21 protein-coding genes, 1 tRNA gene and 1 pseudogene are annotated in these 18641 nt (G+C 41.0%); 11 read left to right on the forward strand and 12 right to left on the reverse strand.

The genetic code is table 11. The features are described 5' to 3' along the window. Positions 1–54: 54 nt before the first annotated feature. From OO773_RS07950 to recA, 9 genes and pseudogenes are all read right to left on the reverse strand, one after another. Positions 55–552, reverse strand: coding sequence for a ferritin (locus OO773_RS07950; RefSeq protein WP_034375472.1), 498 nt, complete (start codon positions 550–552; stop codon positions 55–57). A gap of 121 nt (positions 553–673) precedes the next feature. After that, positions 674–2842, reverse strand: a pseudogene (feoB, locus tag OO773_RS07955) (ferrous iron transport protein B); the annotation flags it as partial. 9 nt (positions 2843–2851) lie between these two features. Continuing rightward, positions 2852–3490, reverse strand: coding sequence for a class II aldolase/adducin family protein (locus tag OO773_RS07960; RefSeq protein WP_264828529.1), 639 nt, complete (start codon positions 3488–3490; stop codon positions 2852–2854). Then, positions 3487–4335, reverse strand: coding sequence for an ATP-binding cassette domain-containing protein (locus OO773_RS07965; protein WP_006564455.1), 849 nt, complete (start codon positions 4333–4335; stop codon positions 3487–3489). The genes OO773_RS07960 and OO773_RS07965 overlap by 4 nt, the downstream gene beginning before the upstream one ends. Positions 4336–4344: 9 nt before the next feature. Further along, positions 4345–5226 carry a pseudouridine synthase family protein gene (locus OO773_RS07970; protein ID WP_231102797.1) on the reverse strand — a complete coding sequence of 294 codons (882 nt, stop codon included), beginning with the start codon at positions 5224–5226 and terminating at the stop codon, positions 4345–4347. After that, a complete protein-coding gene (gene pyrG, locus OO773_RS07975; protein WP_319952018.1) occupies positions 5226–6800 on the reverse strand; it encodes a glutamine hydrolyzing CTP synthase in 1575 nt (524 codons plus the stop codon). Before pyrG ends, OO773_RS07970 begins: the two co-directional genes overlap by 1 nt. A 74-nt stretch (positions 6801–6874) precedes the next feature. Continuing rightward, positions 6875–7471 (reverse strand): AMIN domain-containing protein, encoded by a 597-nt coding sequence (locus OO773_RS07980; RefSeq protein WP_034376921.1) that lies wholly within the window; start codon positions 7469–7471, stop codon positions 6875–6877. A 10-nt stretch (positions 7472–7481) separates the two neighbouring features. Then, positions 7482–7724, reverse strand: a complete 243-nt coding sequence (locus tag OO773_RS07985; protein ID WP_034376919.1) for a hypothetical protein — start codon at positions 7722–7724, stop codon at positions 7482–7484. Then, positions 7725–8750 (reverse strand): recombinase RecA, encoded by a 1026-nt coding sequence (recA, locus tag OO773_RS07990; protein ID WP_006564451.1) that lies wholly within the window; start codon positions 8748–8750, stop codon positions 7725–7727. Positions 8751–8887: 137 nt separating this feature from the next. On the opposite strand from recA, the gene OO773_RS07995 reads away from it, so the two are divergent. The 9 genes from OO773_RS07995 to OO773_RS08035 all read left to right on the forward strand — a co-directional run bounded on the left by OO773_RS07995 (position 8888) and on the right by OO773_RS08035 (position 14930). Continuing rightward, the gene (locus OO773_RS07995) at positions 8888–9016 is read left to right on the forward strand and encodes a hypothetical protein (protein WP_255298804.1); all 129 of its coding nucleotides are present in this window, start codon (positions 8888–8890) and stop codon (positions 9014–9016) included. Positions 9017–9039: 23 nt separating this feature from the next. Further along, on the forward strand, positions 9040–10845 hold the full coding sequence (gene thrS, locus OO773_RS08000; protein ID WP_006564449.1) for a threonine--tRNA ligase: 1806 nt from the start codon (positions 9040–9042) through the stop codon (positions 10843–10845). Further along, entirely contained in the window at positions 10842–11357 is a 516-nt protein-coding gene (gene infC, locus OO773_RS08005) for a translation initiation factor IF-3 (RefSeq protein ID WP_006564448.1), read from the forward strand. Before thrS ends, infC begins: the two co-directional genes overlap by 4 nt. Before the next feature lie 22 nt (positions 11358–11379). After that, a complete protein-coding gene (gene rpmI, locus OO773_RS08010) occupies positions 11380–11574 on the forward strand; it encodes a 50S ribosomal protein L35 (RefSeq protein ID WP_006565320.1) in 195 nt (64 codons plus the stop codon). Between the two features lie 72 nt (positions 11575–11646). After that, positions 11647–12009 (forward strand): 50S ribosomal protein L20, encoded by a 363-nt coding sequence (gene rplT / locus OO773_RS08015; RefSeq protein ID WP_006564446.1) that lies wholly within the window; start codon positions 11647–11649, stop codon positions 12007–12009. Between the two features lie 213 nt (positions 12010–12222). Next, complete coding sequence (locus OO773_RS08020; RefSeq protein ID WP_006564445.1) at positions 12223–13074, forward strand: outer membrane protein; 852 nt, start codon at positions 12223–12225, stop codon at positions 13072–13074. A gap of 34 nt (positions 13075–13108) precedes the next feature. After that, a tRNA-Sec gene (locus OO773_RS08025) sits at positions 13109–13206 on the forward strand. 16 nt (positions 13207–13222) lie between these two features. After that, positions 13223–14065: a biotin synthase gene (locus tag OO773_RS08030; protein WP_006564444.1), complete on the forward strand. Its 843-nt coding sequence runs from the start codon at positions 13223–13225 to the stop codon at positions 14063–14065. Between the two features lie 13 nt (positions 14066–14078). After that, positions 14079–14930: a YihY family inner membrane protein gene (locus OO773_RS08035; RefSeq protein ID WP_370412969.1), complete on the forward strand. Its 852-nt coding sequence runs from the start codon at positions 14079–14081 to the stop codon at positions 14928–14930. A 425-nt stretch (positions 14931–15355) separates the two neighbouring features. On the opposite strand, the gene nusB is transcribed toward OO773_RS08035, so the two are convergent. Genes nusB through kdsA form a run of 3 tightly spaced genes read right to left on the reverse strand, consistent with a single transcriptional unit; the run spans position 15356 to position 17014 of the window. Further along, a complete protein-coding gene (nusB, locus tag OO773_RS08040; protein ID WP_006564442.1) occupies positions 15356–15757 on the reverse strand; it encodes a transcription antitermination factor NusB in 402 nt (133 codons plus the stop codon). Next, a complete protein-coding gene (gene ribH / locus OO773_RS08045; RefSeq protein ID WP_006564441.1) occupies positions 15757–16230 on the reverse strand; it encodes a 6,7-dimethyl-8-ribityllumazine synthase in 474 nt (157 codons plus the stop codon). The genes nusB and ribH overlap by 1 nt, the downstream gene beginning before the upstream one ends. Next, positions 16217–17014, reverse strand: a complete 798-nt coding sequence (kdsA, locus tag OO773_RS08050; RefSeq protein WP_233424228.1) for a 3-deoxy-8-phosphooctulonate synthase — start codon at positions 17012–17014, stop codon at positions 16217–16219. Before kdsA ends, ribH begins: the two co-directional genes overlap by 14 nt. A 109-nt stretch (positions 17015–17123) precedes the next feature. Between kdsA and pyrF the strand changes: the two genes are divergently transcribed. Together pyrF and panC are read left to right on the forward strand one after the other, a co-directional pair. Beyond that, positions 17124–17810: an orotidine-5'-phosphate decarboxylase gene (gene pyrF, locus OO773_RS08055; protein WP_006564439.1), complete on the forward strand. Its 687-nt coding sequence runs from the start codon at positions 17124–17126 to the stop codon at positions 17808–17810. 1 nt (position 17811) lies between these two features. Then, positions 17812–18624, forward strand: a complete 813-nt coding sequence (gene panC, locus OO773_RS08060) for a pantoate--beta-alanine ligase (protein ID WP_006564438.1) — start codon at positions 17812–17814, stop codon at positions 18622–18624. Positions 18625–18641: the final 17 nt, after the last annotated feature.

The following is an 18641-nucleotide window of genomic DNA, read 5'->3' on the forward strand; positions in this document are numbered from 1 at the left end:
TAACTTTTTTCTGAGGTGTAGTTTAGTTAAACCCCACCCCCTCCTAGCAGATTTTTAAGATTTTTTAGTGGTGTTTTTGATGTATTGATCAGCTAGATACAAGCCATGCCCACTCTCACCCATCAACTTGATTTTATCCAAGAGATTTTTAAAGAGCACTTCCTCTTCATGCTGTTCAGCCACATACCATTGTAAAAAGTTAAAGGTAGCGTAATCTTTGTGACTTAACATGTGATCTACCAAAGTGTTGATAGAGTGGGTGATGTGTTGTTCATGCTTATAAGCTTTTTCAAAGATTTCTACCAGACTTTGAAACGCATGTTCAGGGGCTTTCACTTCCTTGAGGTGTACGCCTACTTCATTCTCGTTTAAATAGGTGATGATTTTAGTCGCATGGGCGTATTCATCGCTAGCATGATTAAATAAAAACAACCCAGCTCCATCAAAACTATGGGTATAACACCAAGAACTCATGCTCATATACAAATTAGCAGAATAAAACTCATCCATCACTTGGCTATTGAGCAACTTAACGGTTTCTTGAGGCAACATAAAAACCATGGCATAAACGCTTTTCTGCTTGTTCTTTGAGTTGTATAATAATCTCTAGGGGATTTAAAACGCTCTGTGGTAAAGCCTGCTCTAATAAAAGATAAGCGCCTTGTTCTAGGCTAAGATGAGTTACATAATAGGCTAAAAGAGAAAAGATATAGGCCACAGCTGTAGTGAAGACAAATAAATAAAGTACAAACTTAGCCCCGCCTGCTTCTTTGCCAAAGGTAATGGTGGCCGCAAAGCAGGGAATATAAAACATGATAAAAACAATAAAGGCAATAGCTGAGGGGAAACTTACATTTTGGGCTAGGGTTTTTCTAAAGCGCATTTGATCTTGGGGGTTATTGCCTAAGGAGTAAAGTACCCCTAAAGTGGAAACAACCACCTCCTTAGCCATAAAGCCGGTAACTAATGAAATGGAAAGTTGCCAATTAAAATCCATAGGTTTAAAAACACCGTGTATAGCCTGCCCTATACGCCCTACTAAGCTATACTCAAGATTGCTTTTTTGTAGGTTTTCCTCTAGCAAATGCAAAGCTTGCTCTTGTTTGGAAGTTTCTAAGGGGTGGGCTTTGAGCTTCTTATATGCGATTTGGTAAGTTGTAAGCGCTTGGGGGTCTTTAGGATACTGCGAGGCAAACCAAATTAAAAGAGCTCCGGCTAAAATATAAGTACCTGCCTTTTTAAGATAAGAAAGAGATCGCGTATAAATACTCACCCAGATTACCTTAGGGCTTGGCATGCGATATTTTGGCATCTCCATGATAAAAGACTCATCTTGCCCTCTAAAAACACTAAGTTTAAGAAATTTAGCCATGAAAAGCGCGACTAGTGCTCCGGTTATATAAATCATGAATAGCACAAAAGAGGCGTATTTATCAGGGAAAAATGTACCCACAAAGAGTACATAAATAGGTAGCCTTGCGCTACAACTCATAAAGCCAATGACAAAGAGAGTAATAAGCCTTTCACGCTGGTTTTGTAGCGTTCGGGTTGCCATGTAAGCAGGTACAGAACAGCCAAAGCCTGTAACAAGCGGGATAAAACTTTTACCATGCAAGCCAAATTTATGAAAAATCCCGTCTAAGAGAAAAGCGACGCGACTCATGTAGCCTGTGGCCTCTAGGAGTGAAATACCCAGATAAAGCACCATAATTAACGGTAAAAAAGAGAGTACCGCCCCTACTCCACCGATGATTCCATTGCCTAAAAGCGAACCTAAACCTGTGTTACTTATATGTGTTTTTAAATAATCACTTAGTAGAGTAAACCCCGTTTCTATAAAACCTTGTAAACTTCCCCCTAGCAAAAAGCTTAAAGAAAACACTAAAAACATCAGCGCTAGAAAGATAGGGATACCATACACTTGGTGCATGAGGTATTTATCAATGGCTTTTGTGTAGTTAGTAGAAGTGGGGATTTGTTTGCAAACTTGTTTGGCTAGTTGTTTACTAAATTTAAGGGTTTCTTGGTTGAGAATAACAGAAAGAGAGCCTTCTTTTAAGGCATGGCATAAACGCTTTTCTGCTTGTTCTTTGAGTTGTATAATAATCTCTAGGGGATTTAAAACGCTCTGTGGTAAAGCCTGCTCTAATAAAAGATAAGCGCCTTGTTCTAGGCTAAGATTATGCGAATTTAAGTAAGCATGTAAATTTTCTAAGGGTTTGGTATTAAGCTGTTTGGCTAAATGATCTAACTCTAGTTTAAAGGCCGGGCTATAGGTGATTGTGGGGGGGGTGTAGGCTTGCTGGTGGAGTGTGATGAGGTGTTCTAGGATTTTTTCGGTATTTAAACGCGTATGAGCAGAGGTACAAATGCAAGGAGCGCCTAGAATTTTAGAAAGCATTTTAATATCAATTTCTAATCCTTCCTCACATGCCTCATCCCACATATTAAGGGCGATGAGAATCTTATGTTGGTTTAAAAGTTGGGTGGTGAGGGTGAGGTTGCGCTCTAAATTGGTACAATCCACTACATTTAAAATAAGATCGTAAGACTCATGATCTAAAAAGCGCTTGGTGATCTTTTCCTCAATGGTAAAATCATTGAGCGCATAAATACCGGGTAAATCAATAATATTGATAGTGTAGCCACCATAAACAACACTAATTTCTGTCTTTTCTACTGTAACTCCTGCAAAATTGCCCACTTTTAAATGCGCGCCACTCACGGCATTGATGAGCGAACTTTTCCCTACATTGGGCGGGGTTTTTAATTTCAGATTAATCTCTAAATCAAAATCCCCACTAGCGCCACTAAGCTGCTTAATAAGTGCTATCTCTAACACCTGCCCCCTTTAAGAGCTAAGTCTAAGACAATAGCGCAAATGATAAAGGGTAAAATCAAGCCCGCTAGCCTCCAAAGCTAAATGTGGTTTAAAGGGGGCGTAAGAGCCTTTAAAATCTGCTTTTTTAGCGTCGCGGTGATACACCGCATTACTATCACCCCTAATAAAAATAAAATGCACAATAGGAAAGCCTAACGCACTTAAATGCAGGCTAGAGGAGCGATCTTTCCAGTCTTTATAGTTTTTAGGATCGTAGATTTCAATTTCTTGCCCTAAAAGCGAACAACCCAAATAATCTTTAGGGATTAAATGATCATGGTTTAATGAATAGGCGATAGCATGGGGAGGTCTTGCATAGGCAATAAACCGGGCTTCTGTAAAATACTGGTAGATACTTGCATGGATACTTGTATCCATGCTTGATTCTTGCCAGCGGTAATCTAATTTATCATGTAAAACAATAAAAGACTCTTCATCTAAATTATCAAAGACGGCATTGTTTTTATTGATAATAAAACGCGTAGCGCCCATGCGCGCTGAAATAGAACCGCGAAAAATGCTAAAAAACCCTTTGCGAAACATAGAAAGCGATACCTTTTGGAGTTGCTCAAGTAATTTTTGATCCACTTCGCGTACATAGATATTCATGACAAAGATTCTAACACATCTAGTTTAAACGGGGTAGACCATTTGAGTAAGACGCTACTTCCATGCGCTAAAGAGGTCTTAATTGGGAGAGATAAAACCTGAGATTCAAGCATAAGAGTAAGGGTATTGCTATTACTATTTAAGACTTTGGCTAATAATCCGTCATCACAGCGTGTAGGGATTTTTATTTGGCATACATGGCGCTTTGATTGTTCTTGTATACACACAAGAGTATCTGCCATTTTATAAGCCTCTATTGGATCGTGGGTGATCATAAGAGTTGTGAGATTAAAATGTACACTTAAATACTTGATCTCTTCTCGTAGTTTTGTACGCATGTTAGAATCAAGGGCATTAAGCGGTTCATCTAAACATAAAATTCCCTGTGGGCTATCAAGTACTCTAAGAATAGCACGCGCTAGGGCAATTCTTTGGGCTTGTCCACCTGAAAGGGTGTCAATTCTGCGTTTTAAAAGCCCTTTTAATTCCATTGAATCAATAATGGCATGTATTTTTTCTAGATCGCGCTTATTAGCAAAGGTGATATTTTGATACACATTTAAATGGGGAAAAAGCCCATAATCTTGGAAAACAAAGCCTACAGAGCGTTTTTGAGGGGGGAGGCAGATTTTTTTATCTGTATCTAGCCACACTTCCTTATTAAAATAAATCCGCCCGCTATCCGGTCTTTCTAATCCAGCTAGCATGCGCAGCAAAGTACTCTTGCCCGCTCCAGATTTGCCTAAAATCCCTATAATTTGCGGGGTTTTTAATTTCAGATTAATCTCTAAATCAAAATCCCCACTAGCGCCACTAAGCTGCTTAATAAGTGCTATCTCTAACACCTGCCCCCTTTAAGAGCTAAGTCTAAGACAATAGCGCAAATGATAAAGGGTAAAATCAAGCCCGCTAGCCTCCAAAGCTAAATGTGGTTTAAAGGGGGCGTAAGAGCCTTTAAAATCTGCTTTTTTAGCGTTTAAATAAGCGCGCGCATTACTATCTTTTGTATAAAGAGGTTCGCCAACAATAGGAAAGCCTAACGCACTTAAATGCAGGCGAATCTGGTGTGTACGCCCTGTGAGTGGGGAAATTTGGAGTAAAGTTTGGTTATTAAAAGCATCAAAGCAAAGAATTTTAATAGTAGTGGCGCTAAACTTGCCTTGCTTATGGATTTGTGATCGCACACCTAGATCGCCTCGCAAATTAGAGGGCTCTAAAATGGGCAAAATGATACTAAAATCCCCGCTCGCATAGTTGTGCATATCTCCTTGCACTAAAGCGGTGTATGTTTTAATGATTTGGTGGTTACTAAAAAGAGCGCGTAGATTTTTTTCATGTTCTTTATTCTGGCTCACTAAAATAATGCCACTAGTTTCATAATCTAGGCGGTGGATTAAGCGCGCTTCTTGGTTATGGCTATAAACACTCTCATAAAGGCTAAAGCTGTGGTAGTTTTTAGGGTGGGAGTAGAGATTTTTAGGCTTGTAGTAGGCCTGAAAAAAGGGAGTAGAGAAAAAGGGTTTATGCAGGGCTGAGGGGAGTGCTTTAAAAAAAGTAAGGGCGATTAAACCTTGTATTTTTTGGGATTTTTTAAGAGGGCTCTGATCTAGGGCTTGCAGACGCCCCCTATCAATATGGCTTTGGGCTTTTTGGACGCTACAATGCAATATATTTGCGACAAATTTCCACGCCTTAATGGGTTCTTTGATCTCAAAGATTTGGCGTACAAAAGGCATTACATGCAGGCTTGTACAAAGGCTTTTAAAAGGGGATTGGGAGCAATAAGACGGGAGGTAAACTCGGGGTGGTATTGCACCCCCACATAAAAGGGGTATTTTTCTAAGGCCATAGCCTCTATCACAACTTGCCCATTTGTATCCACACTCTGCCCCATAACTTTAAGCCCGTGTTGTTCATAATCTTTAAGATAGCTCTTGTTGATCGTGTAGCGGTGGCGGTGGCGCTCCTCTATTTCTAAAGTATTGTAGGCTTTAGCGAGAATAGAGTTTTCTTTGAGGGTGATTTTATGTGTACCAAGGCGCATGCTAGAACCCTTAAGGGTGGTGTTTTCTTGTGTTTGGAGAAGATCAATAACTTTATATGGGGTGTCTTGTTTAAACTCTAAAGAATGCGCGCCTTTTAAACCTAATACCTCTCTTGCAAATTCTACAACCATGAGCTGTGCTCCCAGACACACGCCTAAAAAGGGCATTTTATTTTCTCGTGCATGCGTGATAGCCTGTATCATGCCCTCCACCCCGCGCCCTCCAAATCCACCGGGTACTAAAACCCCCTGCATGCCCTGCATTTTTAAAGCCACTCTTTGTTTTAACTGCTCTAAGCTTTCCCCCTCTTTGAGTTCTAATTCCTCGCTATTGATAAAGACCACCTCTACTTTAACCTGTAAATGCGCCCCTACACAGACCATACTCTCTAAATAGCTTTTATAAGATTCGCTTAAATGGGTGTATTTGCCCACAAAGGCAATAGAGATCGTGCGTTGCGGGCTAAGGATATTGTGCACTAGATCTTCCCAGATTTGTAACTCTCTTTGATCTAAGGAAGCTTTCATAGAAAAATGCGCAAAGAGGGCTTTAAGTAACCCTTCTTGTAAATAATTAGAAGGGCAGGCATAAATACTAGGGGCGTCTTTGGCTTGAATCACATTTTCCACACACACATCACAGCTACTTGCAATCTTAGCCTTCAAATCCGCCCCCAAATCCTGAGCGCAGCGGGCTAAAATGATATTAGCACTCACCCCCAAACGGCGCAACTCAATAATAGAATGCTGGGTGGGTTTGGTTTTAAGTTCTTGACTGGTGGCAATGAAGGGTACTAAAGTTACATGGATATTAGCCACTTGTACACTACCTAGAGTATTTTTAAGTTCACGGATAGCCTCTAAATACACCATTCCCTCAATATCCCCCACAGTACCCCCCACTTCCACGATTAAAAAATCCTTCCCCTGCCCTAGTTTTAAAATCCGCTCTTTGATTTCATCTACAATATGGGGGATTACTTGTATTGTTTTGCCTAAATACTTCCCCTGCCTCTCTTTTTCAATCACGTGTTCGTTTTGTTTAAGAGTAGCAATGCGGCGGATGTCTATGCATACACTGGCATAAAACTTTAAGGCATTGCCCCCTGTGGTGGTCTCAGGACTTCCATAACCCATAGTCCCAATTTTCATGCGAATCTGGTTGATAAAAATTAAGGTGGTATTCATCTTGTGTAAAATTCCGGTGATCTTGCGCAAGGCCTGACTCATTAAACGCGCCTGCAAACCTACATGTTGATCGCCCATGTCGCCTTCAATTTCCTTAATACCCCACCTGTAATAAAAATAAAACGCGTGTGCATGTCCCTTCCTTTTTGGATTTAATAAAGGTCTACAACTAAATAGTTTGTCTTTTGATCAATCTTGTACTGGTATTGCCCATCTAAGATGATAAAGAATCGGTAAAAATTATCATGGGTTTCTAGCGCGATCTGCTCTACATATTTTTGCCCCACCATAAGCCGTTTATCAAAACTTTCCTCGCCTCGATCAATGTCTAGTACTAAACGATAGGGTTTTGTCAAAATAAAAGAGCGCTGGATTTTAGCAGCGGTGCGCAGATAAAGTTTATTTTTGTGAGCCCAAAAATCAAAATTACCTATATGATAAATATTTTCCTTAGGGCCTAAAATAGCCCCTTCTTGGCTGAATGTGAAAGGATAATGCCAGTCAATATACTGGTTAACATCAATTGTTTTTGTATGGATTGAGGCGTCTAAATCTTTATAGGTGAGGGTGATTTTAGTGAGTACTCTAGCAGTAGTTGGTAAAGTGATTTTGACATGCCTAAAATAATCTGGTACTTCATCTCCTAAATGACTTGCCATGTTACTTCCAGATTTCATCAACGGTTCAAAAGGATCTTCACGGGCAATCAAAGTTCCTAGCAATAAAAGCACACATAGTTGTTTTAACATCAAATACCTATCATCTTTTAGGAGGCTCTAATTCTTTAAGTTCAAAGAGCTGTTTTTGGAGTTTGGCATTTTCATATTGCAGATTTTGTACGCTAGCTTGTAAATCATTTTGTTTGCGTTTGAGGGCTAAAAGCACTTCAATAGAGCTATCCCCAAAAAGCAAACTCCCAATATACATTCCAAAAGCAACAATGAGTGAAAACCCTAGCAACACACCCCTATAAATATAGAGAAATTGCCAAGTTTTACCCATTTATTCCCCTTCTGGCATAGCCCACTCTACATCAGACTTATCAAAAAGTTTTTCTTTAATTTTACCGGCAATCTCTGTTGCTAAATCCCCGTCATTTTTTAAGCTTAACTTAGCCGCCTCTCTCCCCTGCCCTAATTTCTTATCCAAATAGCTAAACCACGCCCCGCTTTTTTCTATCACCTCTAGCTTAACACCATAGTCAATCAATTCCCCCGCTTGGCTAATTCCATCTCCATACATAATATCAAACTCTGCCTCTTTAAAAGGGGGCGCTACTTTATTTTTAACCACCTTGACTCTTACGCGATTACCAATGGGGTGTTCGTTTTGTTTAAGAGTAGCAATGCGGCGGATGTCTATGCGTACACTGGCATAAAACTTTAAGGCATTGCCCCCTGTGGTGGTCTCAGGACTTCCATAACCCATAGTCCCAATTTTCATGCGAATCTGGTTGATAAAAATTAAGGTGGTATTCATCTTGTGTAAAATTCCGGTGATCTTGCGCAAGGCCTGACTCATTAAACGCGCCTGCAAACCTACATGTTGATCGCCCATGTCGCCTTCAATTTCTGCACGGGGGGTGAGCGCGGCTACTGAATCTACCACAATCACATCTACCGCCCCGCTACGCGCTAAGGTCTCTAAAATTTCTAGGGCTTCTTCTCCGGTATCTGGCTGAGAAATGAGTAGATTATCTGTATCCACCCCTAATTTTTTGGCATACTGCACATCTAAAGCATGCTCGGCATCAATAAAGGCACAAGTTCCCCCCTCTCTTTGTGCTTGCGCGATGATATGCAAGGTCAAGGTGGTTTTCCCGCTTGATTCTGGTCCATAAACTTCTACAATGCGCCCCTTAGGCACGCCTCCAATCCCTAAAGCCATATCCAAACCTAGCGATCCGGTAGAGGTGACCTCAATGTGTTCAACTTCTTTATCGCCCAAACGCATCAGCGCCCCCTTACCAAATTGTTTATCAATCTGTTTAATTGCTAACTCTAACGCCTTTTGTTTTTGTTCGTCCACAACGACCCCTTACTCAAATTTTACAGCTGGGGATTTTAACAAAGAATAGCTAAAACTAACTTACGCAGGTAGTTTTAAACAAAGGTTTATTTTTTATATGGCAAAATTGGGGCAATTTTTGTGGTTTTTGGGAGAGAATGCGCGGTATTGCAGTGGCTTTAATGGTGGCGCTGTGTTATGCGGGGTGCTTACAACCCATGCAAGACCCCCAAGATGAAAAAGTAGACTCGCAGGTGCGCTGTGGCTTTGGCTCTAGTGGGTGTTAAGCTCAAATGTTAAGGATTAATTTTTGGCAGAGGTGATAGGTGTTAAAAAGGGGGGACTGGTTTTAGATTTACAAAGTGAGGATTTGGAGGCTGGAGAGGCGATTTATTTTGATAATAGCCCGCCTGCTTTAGAGATTATCCGCCACTCATGCGCGCATTTGCTAGCTCAGGCAATTAAACAGCTTTATCCGGACGCGCAATTTTTTGTAGGGCCTGTGGTGCAAGAGGGGTTTTACTACGATTTTAAAACCGCTTCTAAAATTTCTGAGGACGATTTAGGCGTGGTTGAGGCAAAAATGCAAGAGATCGCCAAAAAAAAGCACCCCATTCTCAAACAAACCATGAGTCGCCAAGAAGCCCTAGAACGGTTTAAAAACGATCCGCTTAAACACGCCGTAATGTCTAAAATTGAAGGCGATCATTTCAGTGTTTACACGCAAGGAGAGTTTGAAGATCTGTGCAGAGGCCCCCATCTCCCCCACACCGCCCTTTTACAGCATTTTAAACTCACTAAACTTGCTGGGGCTTATTTGGGCGGTGATGAAAAGGCAGAAATGCTTACACGTATTTATGGAATTGCCTTTGCCACTAAAGAGGCGCTTAAGGAGTATTTATACCAACTAGAGGAGGCTAAAAAACGCGATCACCGCAAACTCGGGCAAGAATTAGGGCTTTTTTGTTTTGATGAGAATTTGGGGGCGGGTTTGCCTATTTGGTTGCCAAACGGAATGCGTTTGCGCGTGCGTCTTGAAAATCTCTTAAGTAAAGCCCTACTGCAATATGGCTATGAACCGGTAAGAGGGCCTGAAATTTTAAAAAGTTCTTTATGGCAAAAGAGCGGGCATTATCAAAACTACAAAGAAAATATGTATTTTACGACCATTGATGAAGTAGAATACGGCATTAAGCCGATGAATTGTGTGGGGCATATTAAAGTTTATGAACACGCTTTGCGATCGTATCGTGAGTTGCCCTTGCGTTTTTATGAGTACGGCGTGGTACACCGGCATGAAAAAAGCGGGGTTTTGCATGGGCTTTTGCGCGTACGCGAATTTACACAAGATGATGCCCATATTTTTTGCCGCTTTGATCAGATCAAAACAGAAGTGCTCTCTATTTTAGAATTTACCAAAAAAGTCATGGGTGTTTTTGGCTTTGAGTATGAAATGGAGTTATCCACTAAGCCTGCTAAATACATTGGAGAGGATCATATCTGGGAACAGGCAACCAATGCGCTTAAACAAGCTTTAGAGGAGCACAATATCTCTTTTGGAATTGATGCGGGCGGGGGGGCGTTTTATGGGCCCAAGATTGATATTAAAATCACCGATGCGATCAGGCGTAAATGGCAATGTGGAACCGTGCAGGTGGATATGAATTTACCCGCGCGCTTTGAGTTGAGTTATACCAATGAAACGGGGAATTTAGAACAACCCGTGATGATTCATCGCGCGATACTGGGTTCTTTTGAGCGTTTTATCGCCATTTTAACCGAACATTACAGCGGGAATTATCCTTTCTTCATCGCGCCGGTGCAAATTGCTTTAGTGCCGGTTTCTATGGATCAATTAGAGTATGCACAAGAAATTTATCACAAACTTAATAAACGGGGCTTTTTTGTGTGCATGGCAGATAAAAATGAGACTTTGAGCAAACGCATCCGCTCCCTAGAAAAACAAAAAATCCCCTTTATTGTGGTGGTGGGAAAAGAGGAAGTGGCGCAGGGCAGTTTAGCCATTCGCGATCGCGCTTTGGGCAAGCAATATACAATGTTGCAAGAGGAATTTTTTCAATCTATGGAGGCAAAAATGCGAGAGGTTAGCTTTTGAGCAAAGAGGAAGTTTTATTAAACCAAGCGATTCGTTTAAAAGAGGTGCGCTGTGTGGGGGAGAGAGGCGAGCAGTTTGGAATCATTTCCTCAGAGGAGGCTTTGCGTATTGCGATGAGTAAGGGCATGGATTTAGTACTCATCTCACCCACAGCTAAGCCCCCAGTGTGTAAGGTTATGGATTATGGCAAATTTTGCTACCAAAGCGAAAAAAAGCAGAAAGAGGCTAGAAAAAAGCAAAGGCAGATTGAAATTAAAGAGATCAAGCTTTCTACTCAAATTGCCCAAAATGATATTAATTATAAAGTCAAGCATGCCAGAGAATTTATTGAGGAGGGCAAACATGTTAAATTTAAGGTGGTGCTTAGGGGTAGAGAGAGCCATGATCCTAAAGCGGGTTTAGCGGTTTTAGAAAAGGTAGCAGAGATGATGAAAGATATTGCCAACGCCGAGAAAGAACCCAAAGCAGAGGGTCGTTTTGTGATGTGGCTTTTTGTACCACAAAAAAAGTAAATTTTGTTAGAAAGGAGAGAAGATGCCCAAGATGAAGACTAACCGCGGAGCAGCGAAGCGTTTTAAGGTGAAAAAAAACCTGATCAAGCGGGGCAGTGCTTTTAAAAGCCATATTTTGACTAAAAAAAGCCCGCAAAGAAAAGCCAACCTCAACGCTCCCCACTATGTGCATGCTACAAATTTGCGCTCAGTAGCAGGGCTTTTGTGTAAAGCTTAAGTTTTTCCCCCTCCAGCCAAGCAAAAAGGGAAAGTTTGATGATAATCACACCTCAAAAGGTAAAGGAAAGTTATGAGAGTTAAAACCGGAGTGGTGCGCCATCGCCGCCACAAGAAAGTTCTAAAACAAGCCCGAGGGTTTTATAGCGGGCGTAGGAAACATTTTAGAAAAGCCAAAGAACAGCTTGAACGCAGTTTGTGCTACGCTTTTAGAGATCGCAAGCAGAAAAAACGCGATTTTAGAAGTCTGTGGATTGTGCGGATCAACGCCGCTTGCCACATGCACAACACCAGTTATTCGCGTTTCATGCACGCGCTTAAAAGTAGCCATATTGAGCTAGATAGAAAAATCCTAGCGGATATGGCAATGAATGATATGCCGGCCTTTTCTAATCTAATAGAGCAGGTTAAAGCCCATTTATCGCCCAGCGCATAAAAACTCTGATTCTTGGATTGGAGTAAAAAGTGCCCCCTTTTTAAAAGGGGGTGGTTTGCAAGAAAAGGTGTTTGCTGGTTTTGTAGTGATTGCTACAAAAATTAATTTTATAATATTATTTTTTTCTGGTTAGTTTTTGTATTTTTATGTTTTTTTTAATAGCATAATGCTAGAATTCTGGCGCTAGAAGTCCATTTAAACTGAAGGAACCTAATGAAAAGAACAATAATAGCCATTCCCCTAGCTACAGCACTTCTAGGTGCTGCAGAGAGCCCGCAGTCCTCATCGAAGAAGTCTGATCACAAACATGCACAGCATGTGCGGATCTCTAAAAAAATGCGAGCCTCTAGCTCAGGACGCGGGGAGAGGAACGCCTTTTTTGTAGGCGCAGATTACCAACTGGGTATGTTTACCTCCACTGAACAAGCTTGTGCGGACGCGGGGCAATGTAGTGAAACAGGCGGAAAAACCGGTTATGGTAACATGGGTAGCCACACCTTTAAAGGAAATATCAATGCCCGTAACCATGTGAGTAATGGTTTTGGGATTGTGGTTGGGTATAAGCACTTCTTTAAAAAGTTGCCTGAGCTTGGAATGCGTTACTATGGCTTTTTTGACTATAACGCTTCTGATTACCGCTACTTTAAAAGCATTGATTCGGATAGCAATTGGAACAATAGCATGTATCACCCCACCAATATTTTTGCCTACGGCGTAGGGACAGATGTACTCTTTAACCCCCAAATTTTCAATAAAGAAAATTTCCACTTTGGCTTTTTTGCTGGGGCTGCCATTGGTGGATCTTCTTTTGGTCCTATGAACTGGTATTATAAAGAGTTAATGCAAACCTATGCTGGGCATATGCGAATCTCTAGCTTTAACTTCTTCCTTAATGGCGGAATTCGCTTTGGCACAAAACATAATGGCTTTGAGGTGGGTATTAAAGTCCCTCTCATCCGCACTAACTACTACACCGCTTTAGGTGATATACCCGCCGGTCTTCCCTTTAAAGCAACTTTACAACGCGACTTTGCTTTCTACTGGCGCTATCTCGTTGACTTCTAAGATTTTACTTTTGCCCCTTATGGGGGCTCTTATGGAGAGCAAGCAACACTGGTGTGTGCCTTGGGCTTCAAACCCAAAGAGCGTTTAGGTGTTCTAAGCGCTGCGAAGTTCGATTCTTTGGCTCTCTTGCCAATCTAAGGTTTTTTAAATGCAACAAATTTTTTTATGCTCGATCTCTAATGTGAGTAGCGGGGATTGTAGCGAGGATTGCGCTTACTGCACCCAGAGTTCTCACCATCAAGGCAAAATCCGCCGTTATAAATTTAAAAAGACTGAGGAAGTTGTGCAAGAGGCTAAGAGATTACATAAATTAGGCGCACTTGGCTTTTGTTTGGTAACCTCTGGACGCGATCTAGACTTACAAAAATGCGAGTACATCGCTAGATTAGCCCAAACAATCAAACAAGAAATCCCGCATTTGCATTTAATTGCTTGTTGCGGGCGCGCTGATGTATCCTCTTTAAAATATCTCAAACAACACGGCATAGACAGCTACAACCACAATTTAGAAACCTCAGAAAAGTTTTTCAAAAATATCTGTTCTACCCACCCTTGGGAAGAGCGTTATCAAACCTGTGAAAACACTCTTGAGGCGGGTTTAAGCTTGTGTTCGGGGGGGATTTTTGGCTTAGGGGAGAGTGTAGATCATCGCATTGAACTTTTAAAAGTTTTGCGATCTCTTACCCCCGCTACCACTCCTATTAACTTTTTTATCCCAAACCCTTCTTTGCCCATTAAAGAGCCCATTTTAAGTCCAGAGCAAGCCCTAGAGTGTGTGATTTTGGCGAGGGAATTTCTCCCTAAAACGCGCTTAATGATTGCTGGGGGGCGCGAGGTGGTTTTTGGTAAAAACCAAAGAGAGATTTTTGAGTACGGCGTAAATGCCATTGTTTTAGGGGACTATCTCACCACAAAGGGCGATGCCCCCAATCAAGATTTACAAATGCTCAAAGAGTATGGCCTGAGTATTGCTACTAGCTGTGATGGGTAGGTTTTTAGAGCGCATACAACAAATTTTTAAAGGCATTTTGGGTTTCTTTTATGCCTGCAGTGCTTTAACTTCTGATCGCATAAAAAAGCGCTTTGAGGAAATGGCCTCTCTTTTTTACTACGCCTCCTCATTAAGCTTTTATACCATTCTCTCCCTCTCTCCTATCTTGCTCTTTATCGCTCTTGTTTTTGTTAGCCCCTTTTCCCAAGCCTTTGAAGTAGAAAAGTTGCTTTTCCCAGATAGCCCGGATTTTATCAAAGTAACCCGCTCTTTTTTTAAATCCTTCATGCAAAATAACCGCGCCTTAGGCATTGTAGAAATCTCTTTTATTGCCCTTGCCTTCTTTTTATTCTGTGAAAACTACCGCTACATCGCCTCTAAAATTTTTAACGCTGAACCGCGCGATTACTTCACCTTTAAAGGAAAAAGGATTTTTGTTTTTTGGGGATTTGGTACGGGGATTGTATTCATGCTTGTCTTGCCCTGTATTTTGATTTATGATCTTAAAATGCAGGATTTAACACAGGGGTGGCAACTCTCTTTTTTACATTGGCTAGGTTCTTATGTTTTCTTTGTTTTACTCTTTCTTATCCCCACTAATAAAACCTTTAAACGGCTTTCATGGTCTCTTGTGTGGAGTTTTATTACAAGTATTTGTTGGAATTTGATGAAATGGGGTTTTGTTTATTATGTGCTTTATAACCGCACCTACCATGAACTCTATGGCTCAATTTCTATCCTATGGTTTTTAATGTCTTATATTTATGTTTCTTGGTTACTTTTGCTCTTTGGCATGTATGGGTGTGAGGTGTGTGATCAGAATAGTAAACCCTTAGTGAAGCGTTCCAATGCTAAGGATATGTAGGTTTGCTTAGTTTGAGGGAATGATTGGCTATTTCATAATAGCGGGATTTATAATAATCACTACAAAGCCAGTACGCGCTTTTTTTCTAAACCACCGCCCTTAAAAAGAGGCGTTTTTTACTCTAATTTCTATAAGTTAGAGTTTTTAGACATATAGGCGCATTAAATATCTGGTAAGCTATTTGTATACACCATAGATCTAGTGAATTATTGACGCGCACCTCTAGTGCGTTGTAGATAATGAAAAGTACGAACTACCCAAAAGCAAGCTTGTCGCGCGCCCCTTTAGGGTTTGGGCGTTGATAAATTTTAACCACTCCTTGATAGTGGAGTGAAACAACTATTCACTAAAAACATCAAGTAGCTAATTTATTTTACCCCACCGCTAAAGGTGAAATTTCTCAAAGTGGATTAAAAGGCGTGTTATTAGGCTTTTTGTTTGGCTAAAACATCTAAAATAGCATTGATAAGTTTAGGGGCTTGATCTTCGCCGTATTGTTTGGCTAACTCAATGGCCTCGTTAATCACAATGGGAGGCTTAGTAGTCGTATAAAGCACCTCATAAGCCCCTAAGCGCAAAATTGCCCTTTCCATGCTCCCAATACGCTTGATAGGCCAATCTTTTAATAAGGGCTGTAAAATTTGATCTAAATTTTCTAGGCGATCTAATGTTCCTTTTAAAAGTTCTAAAGCAAATTGTTGTTGGGCGTTTTTGATCTTTCTTTGGTTTAAAAAATCAGAGGCCTTTTCTAGCACCGCTTCATTCCCGCTTTCATAGGCATATAACAAGCCTACAACTGCCTCTCTAACTTGACTTCTAGTGGCCATTATAACTTCGTATAGAGATTAAGTAATTCAACCAAGGTTTGCATCGCCTCAAAGCCCTTATTGCCCGCTTTACTCCCGGCGCGCTCTAATGCCTGTTCTATATTTTCCGTAGTGAGTAAGCCAAAGCTAACAGGCAGACCATATTTTAAAGTGGTGTTAGCAATGCCCTTTGTAGCCTCTGCGCTGATATAATCAAAATGCGGTGTACCTCCTCTAATGAGTGCCCCTAATACGCATACCCCATCGTATTTTTTAGAAACAAGCAATTTATCTAATACAAAGGGTAATTCGTAAGCCCCCGGAACTCTAATCACGCTTAGATTTTCTAAATTACCTCCATGCCGTTTAAAGTTATCTAGTGCGCCTTCTATCAGTCTATCGCTAATTAAATGGTTAAAGCGCGAGGCTAAAATCGCCACTCTCTCATGCCCGTATAGATTTAATGCCCCTTCAATGCTTTTAAATTCCGCCATTAATATCCTTTAAATAATGTTGTGGGCAACTTTGCAGGGCTAATAAATCCTCTATCAAAGGTTGTAAATGCGCGGTATTAATCATATTAGCCCCATCGCTTAAAGCATTTTTAGGATCGATATGGGTTTCCATAAAAAACCCATCTACCCCCACTACTGCACTAGCCCTAGCTAGAAAAGGCACAAAAGAACTATCCCCCGTACTTTTACCCTGCGCTCCACCCGGCATTTGCACGCTATGGGTTGCATCAAAGATCACTGGGGCAAAGGCGCGCATAATCACAAGTGATCGCATATCCACCACCAAATTAGCATACCCAAAACTAGCCCCCCTCTCACAAAGATAAATCCCATGTTCTAAACAAGCTTGGTAATGGGGGGTTTTATAATTCTTAGCGCGGGTTTTTAATGCCTTCAGCGCGCTATATTGCATGTCCTTAGGGTGCATAAACTGCCCTTTTTTGATATTTAAAATCCGTTTAGTCTGTGCGGCTGCAACAATTAAATCAGTTTGGCGGCATAAAAATGCTGGGATTTGTAATACATCTACTACTTCAGCTACTACACCTGCCTGCGCGCTTTCATGAATATCGGTTAAGAGTTTATAGCCAAATTTATTTTTAATACTCTCTAGCATTAATAAACCCTTTTCTAACCCGGGTCCGCGATAACTCTCTAAACTGGTGCGATTAGCCTTATCAAAACTAGCCTTGAAATAAAAATCAATTCTAGGGTCTGTGGCTAGAGGTTTAAGAGCATTGGCAATAGATTCTAACACAGACATTTCCTCAATCACACAAGGACCAGCAATCAAGACGCATTTAGCCAAACTCTTTCCTTAAATAAGTGGTGTATAATGGCGCATTGTAGTTTATTTTTGCTAAAAAAGGGATATGATGCAGCTGTGTTTGGCGCTAGATTTAGATAATAAGCGCGCATGTTTAGATTTATTAAAACAACTTCAAGGGTTAAATCTGTGGGTAAAATTAGGTTTAAGGGGGTTTATCCGCGAGGGGCCACAGTTTATTCAAGAAATTAAAAACTTGGGCTTTAGAATTTTTTTAGATTTAAAATTACATGACATCGCCTCTACTATGCAAAAAGCCGCTTTAGAGTGTGCTAAATTAGGCGTAGAAATGATCACTTTACATGCCAGTGCTGGGAGTGAGGCGCTAGTAGGCGTGGTAGAAAAAATGCGCGCGTTAAAAAAAGCCCCTCTTTTAATGGGGGTGAGTATTTTAACGAATTTAGAGCAATCTCAGGTAGAACAAATTTACCATGCCTCTTTACAAGATCAAGTTTTACACCTTGCACAAATCTGTTTTAAAAGTGGTTTAGACGGCGTGGTGTGCTCTGTATTTGAGAGTAAGGCGATCAAACAAGCTACTAGTACGCGCTTTTTAACTCTGACCCCGGCTATTCGCCCCTTTACATATTCTTTAGACGATCAAAAACGGGTGGGTAATTTAGAAGATGCTAAGCGCGCTTTAGCTGATTTTATTGTCATTGGCCGCCCTATTTATAACGATTCTAACCCCCTACAAATCACCACCAAGATTTTAGAAAAGATAGGAGACTAGCATGCAGTTTTGTACTAAGGGGAGTGATCTTATTAGTTTTAGAGGCCAAGAAATTGGATTTGTACCCACAATGGGGGCTTTACACTCCGGACATGCTAGTTTAATCCAGAAGGCTAGGGCGCAAAATAAAATCGTGATTGTCTCTATCTTTGTTAACCCGACCCAATTTGGCCCCCATGAAGATTTCAACCAATATCCTAGAACGCTGCAAGCTGATTTAGAACTCTGTGAAGATCTAGGGGTAAGTGCTGTTTTTGCCCCAGAACCTACAGAAATTTATCCTTTTAAACAGAAAATCACACTCCAACCGCCCCCCTCTTTACTAGGCTTTGAAGCTGATGCGCGCCCACATCATTTTGAGGGCGTTTTACAGGTGGTGCTTAAACTCTTTAATCTAGTGCGCCCTAAGCGGGCGTATTTTGGACGCAAAGATGCCCAACAGCTTTTAATTATCCAGCATATGGTGGCTGATTTATTTTTAGAGATAGAAATTGTACCTTGTGAGATTGTACGCGATTCTGATGGACTAGCTTTAAGCTCGCGCAATGTGTATTTGAGCCAAGAGGAGCGCCAAAGCGCGCTTAAACTCCCTCAGGCCTTAATGCGCATAAAAAAGGCTATTAGTGCGGGGCAAAATCATAGCGCTAACTTAATTCAGCTAGGTTTAGAAGTTTTAGAAGGGCTGAAGGTACATTACTTAAGTATCTGTGATCACTACTTAACACCCTTAGATCAAATAAAACCAACAAAAACCCTTATTTTGTGCGCGATTCAAGTGGGGGCTGTGCGGTTATTAGATAATTTATGGGTGTGATTGGCAAAAGTCTAGCT

The sequence above is a fragment of the Helicobacter suis HS1 genome, assembly GCF_026000295.1.
In the GTDB taxonomy this organism is placed as follows: Bacteria; Campylobacterota; Campylobacteria; order Campylobacterales; family Helicobacteraceae; genus Helicobacter; species Helicobacter suis.

What these genes read in the sequence shown, in the direction of transcription:
- OO773_RS07980 (WP_034376921.1), bottom strand. Translation starts at nt 7,471, where the DNA reads ATGTTAAAACAACTATGTGTGCTTTTATTGCTAGGAACTTTGATTGCC.
- OO773_RS07970 (WP_231102797.1), bottom strand. Translation starts at nt 5,226, where the DNA reads ATGCCTTTTGTACGCCAAATCTTTGAGATCAAAGAACCCATTAAGGCG.
- OO773_RS08030 (WP_006564444.1), top strand. Translation starts at nt 13,223, where the DNA reads ATGCAACAAATTTTTTTATGCTCGATCTCTAATGTGAGTAGCGGGGAT.
- kdsA (WP_233424228.1), bottom strand. Translation starts at nt 17,014, where the DNA reads ATGTCTGTGTTAGAATCTATTGCCAATGCTCTTAAACCTCTAGCCACA.
- OO773_RS07995 (WP_255298804.1), top strand. Translation starts at nt 8,888, where the DNA reads ATGCGCGGTATTGCAGTGGCTTTAATGGTGGCGCTGTGTTATGCGGGG.
- ribH (WP_006564441.1), bottom strand. Translation starts at nt 16,230, where the DNA reads ATGGCGGAATTTAAAAGCATTGAAGGGGCATTAAATCTATACGGGCAT.
- rplT (WP_006564446.1), top strand. Translation starts at nt 11,647, where the DNA reads ATGAGAGTTAAAACCGGAGTGGTGCGCCATCGCCGCCACAAGAAAGTT.
- OO773_RS07950 (WP_034375472.1), bottom strand. Translation starts at nt 552, where the DNA reads ATGTTGCCTCAAGAAACCGTTAAGTTGCTCAATAGCCAAGTGATGGAT.
- rpmI (WP_006565320.1), top strand. Translation starts at nt 11,380, where the DNA reads ATGCCCAAGATGAAGACTAACCGCGGAGCAGCGAAGCGTTTTAAGGTG.
- pyrF (WP_006564439.1), top strand. Translation starts at nt 17,124, where the DNA reads ATGATGCAGCTGTGTTTGGCGCTAGATTTAGATAATAAGCGCGCATGT.
- pyrG (WP_319952018.1), bottom strand. Translation starts at nt 6,800, where the DNA reads ATGGGCGATCAACATGTAGGTTTGCAGGCGCGTTTAATGAGTCAGGCC.
- OO773_RS07960 (WP_264828529.1), bottom strand. Translation starts at nt 3,490, where the DNA reads ATGAATATCTATGTACGCGAAGTGGATCAAAAATTACTTGAGCAACTC.
- OO773_RS07985 (WP_034376919.1), bottom strand. Translation starts at nt 7,724, where the DNA reads ATGGGTAAAACTTGGCAATTTCTCTATATTTATAGGGGTGTGTTGCTA.
- OO773_RS08020 (WP_006564445.1), top strand. Translation starts at nt 12,223, where the DNA reads ATGAAAAGAACAATAATAGCCATTCCCCTAGCTACAGCACTTCTAGGT.
- nusB (WP_006564442.1), bottom strand. Translation starts at nt 15,757, where the DNA reads ATGGCCACTAGAAGTCAAGTTAGAGAGGCAGTTGTAGGCTTGTTATAT.
- panC (WP_006564438.1), top strand. Translation starts at nt 17,812, where the DNA reads ATGCAGTTTTGTACTAAGGGGAGTGATCTTATTAGTTTTAGAGGCCAA.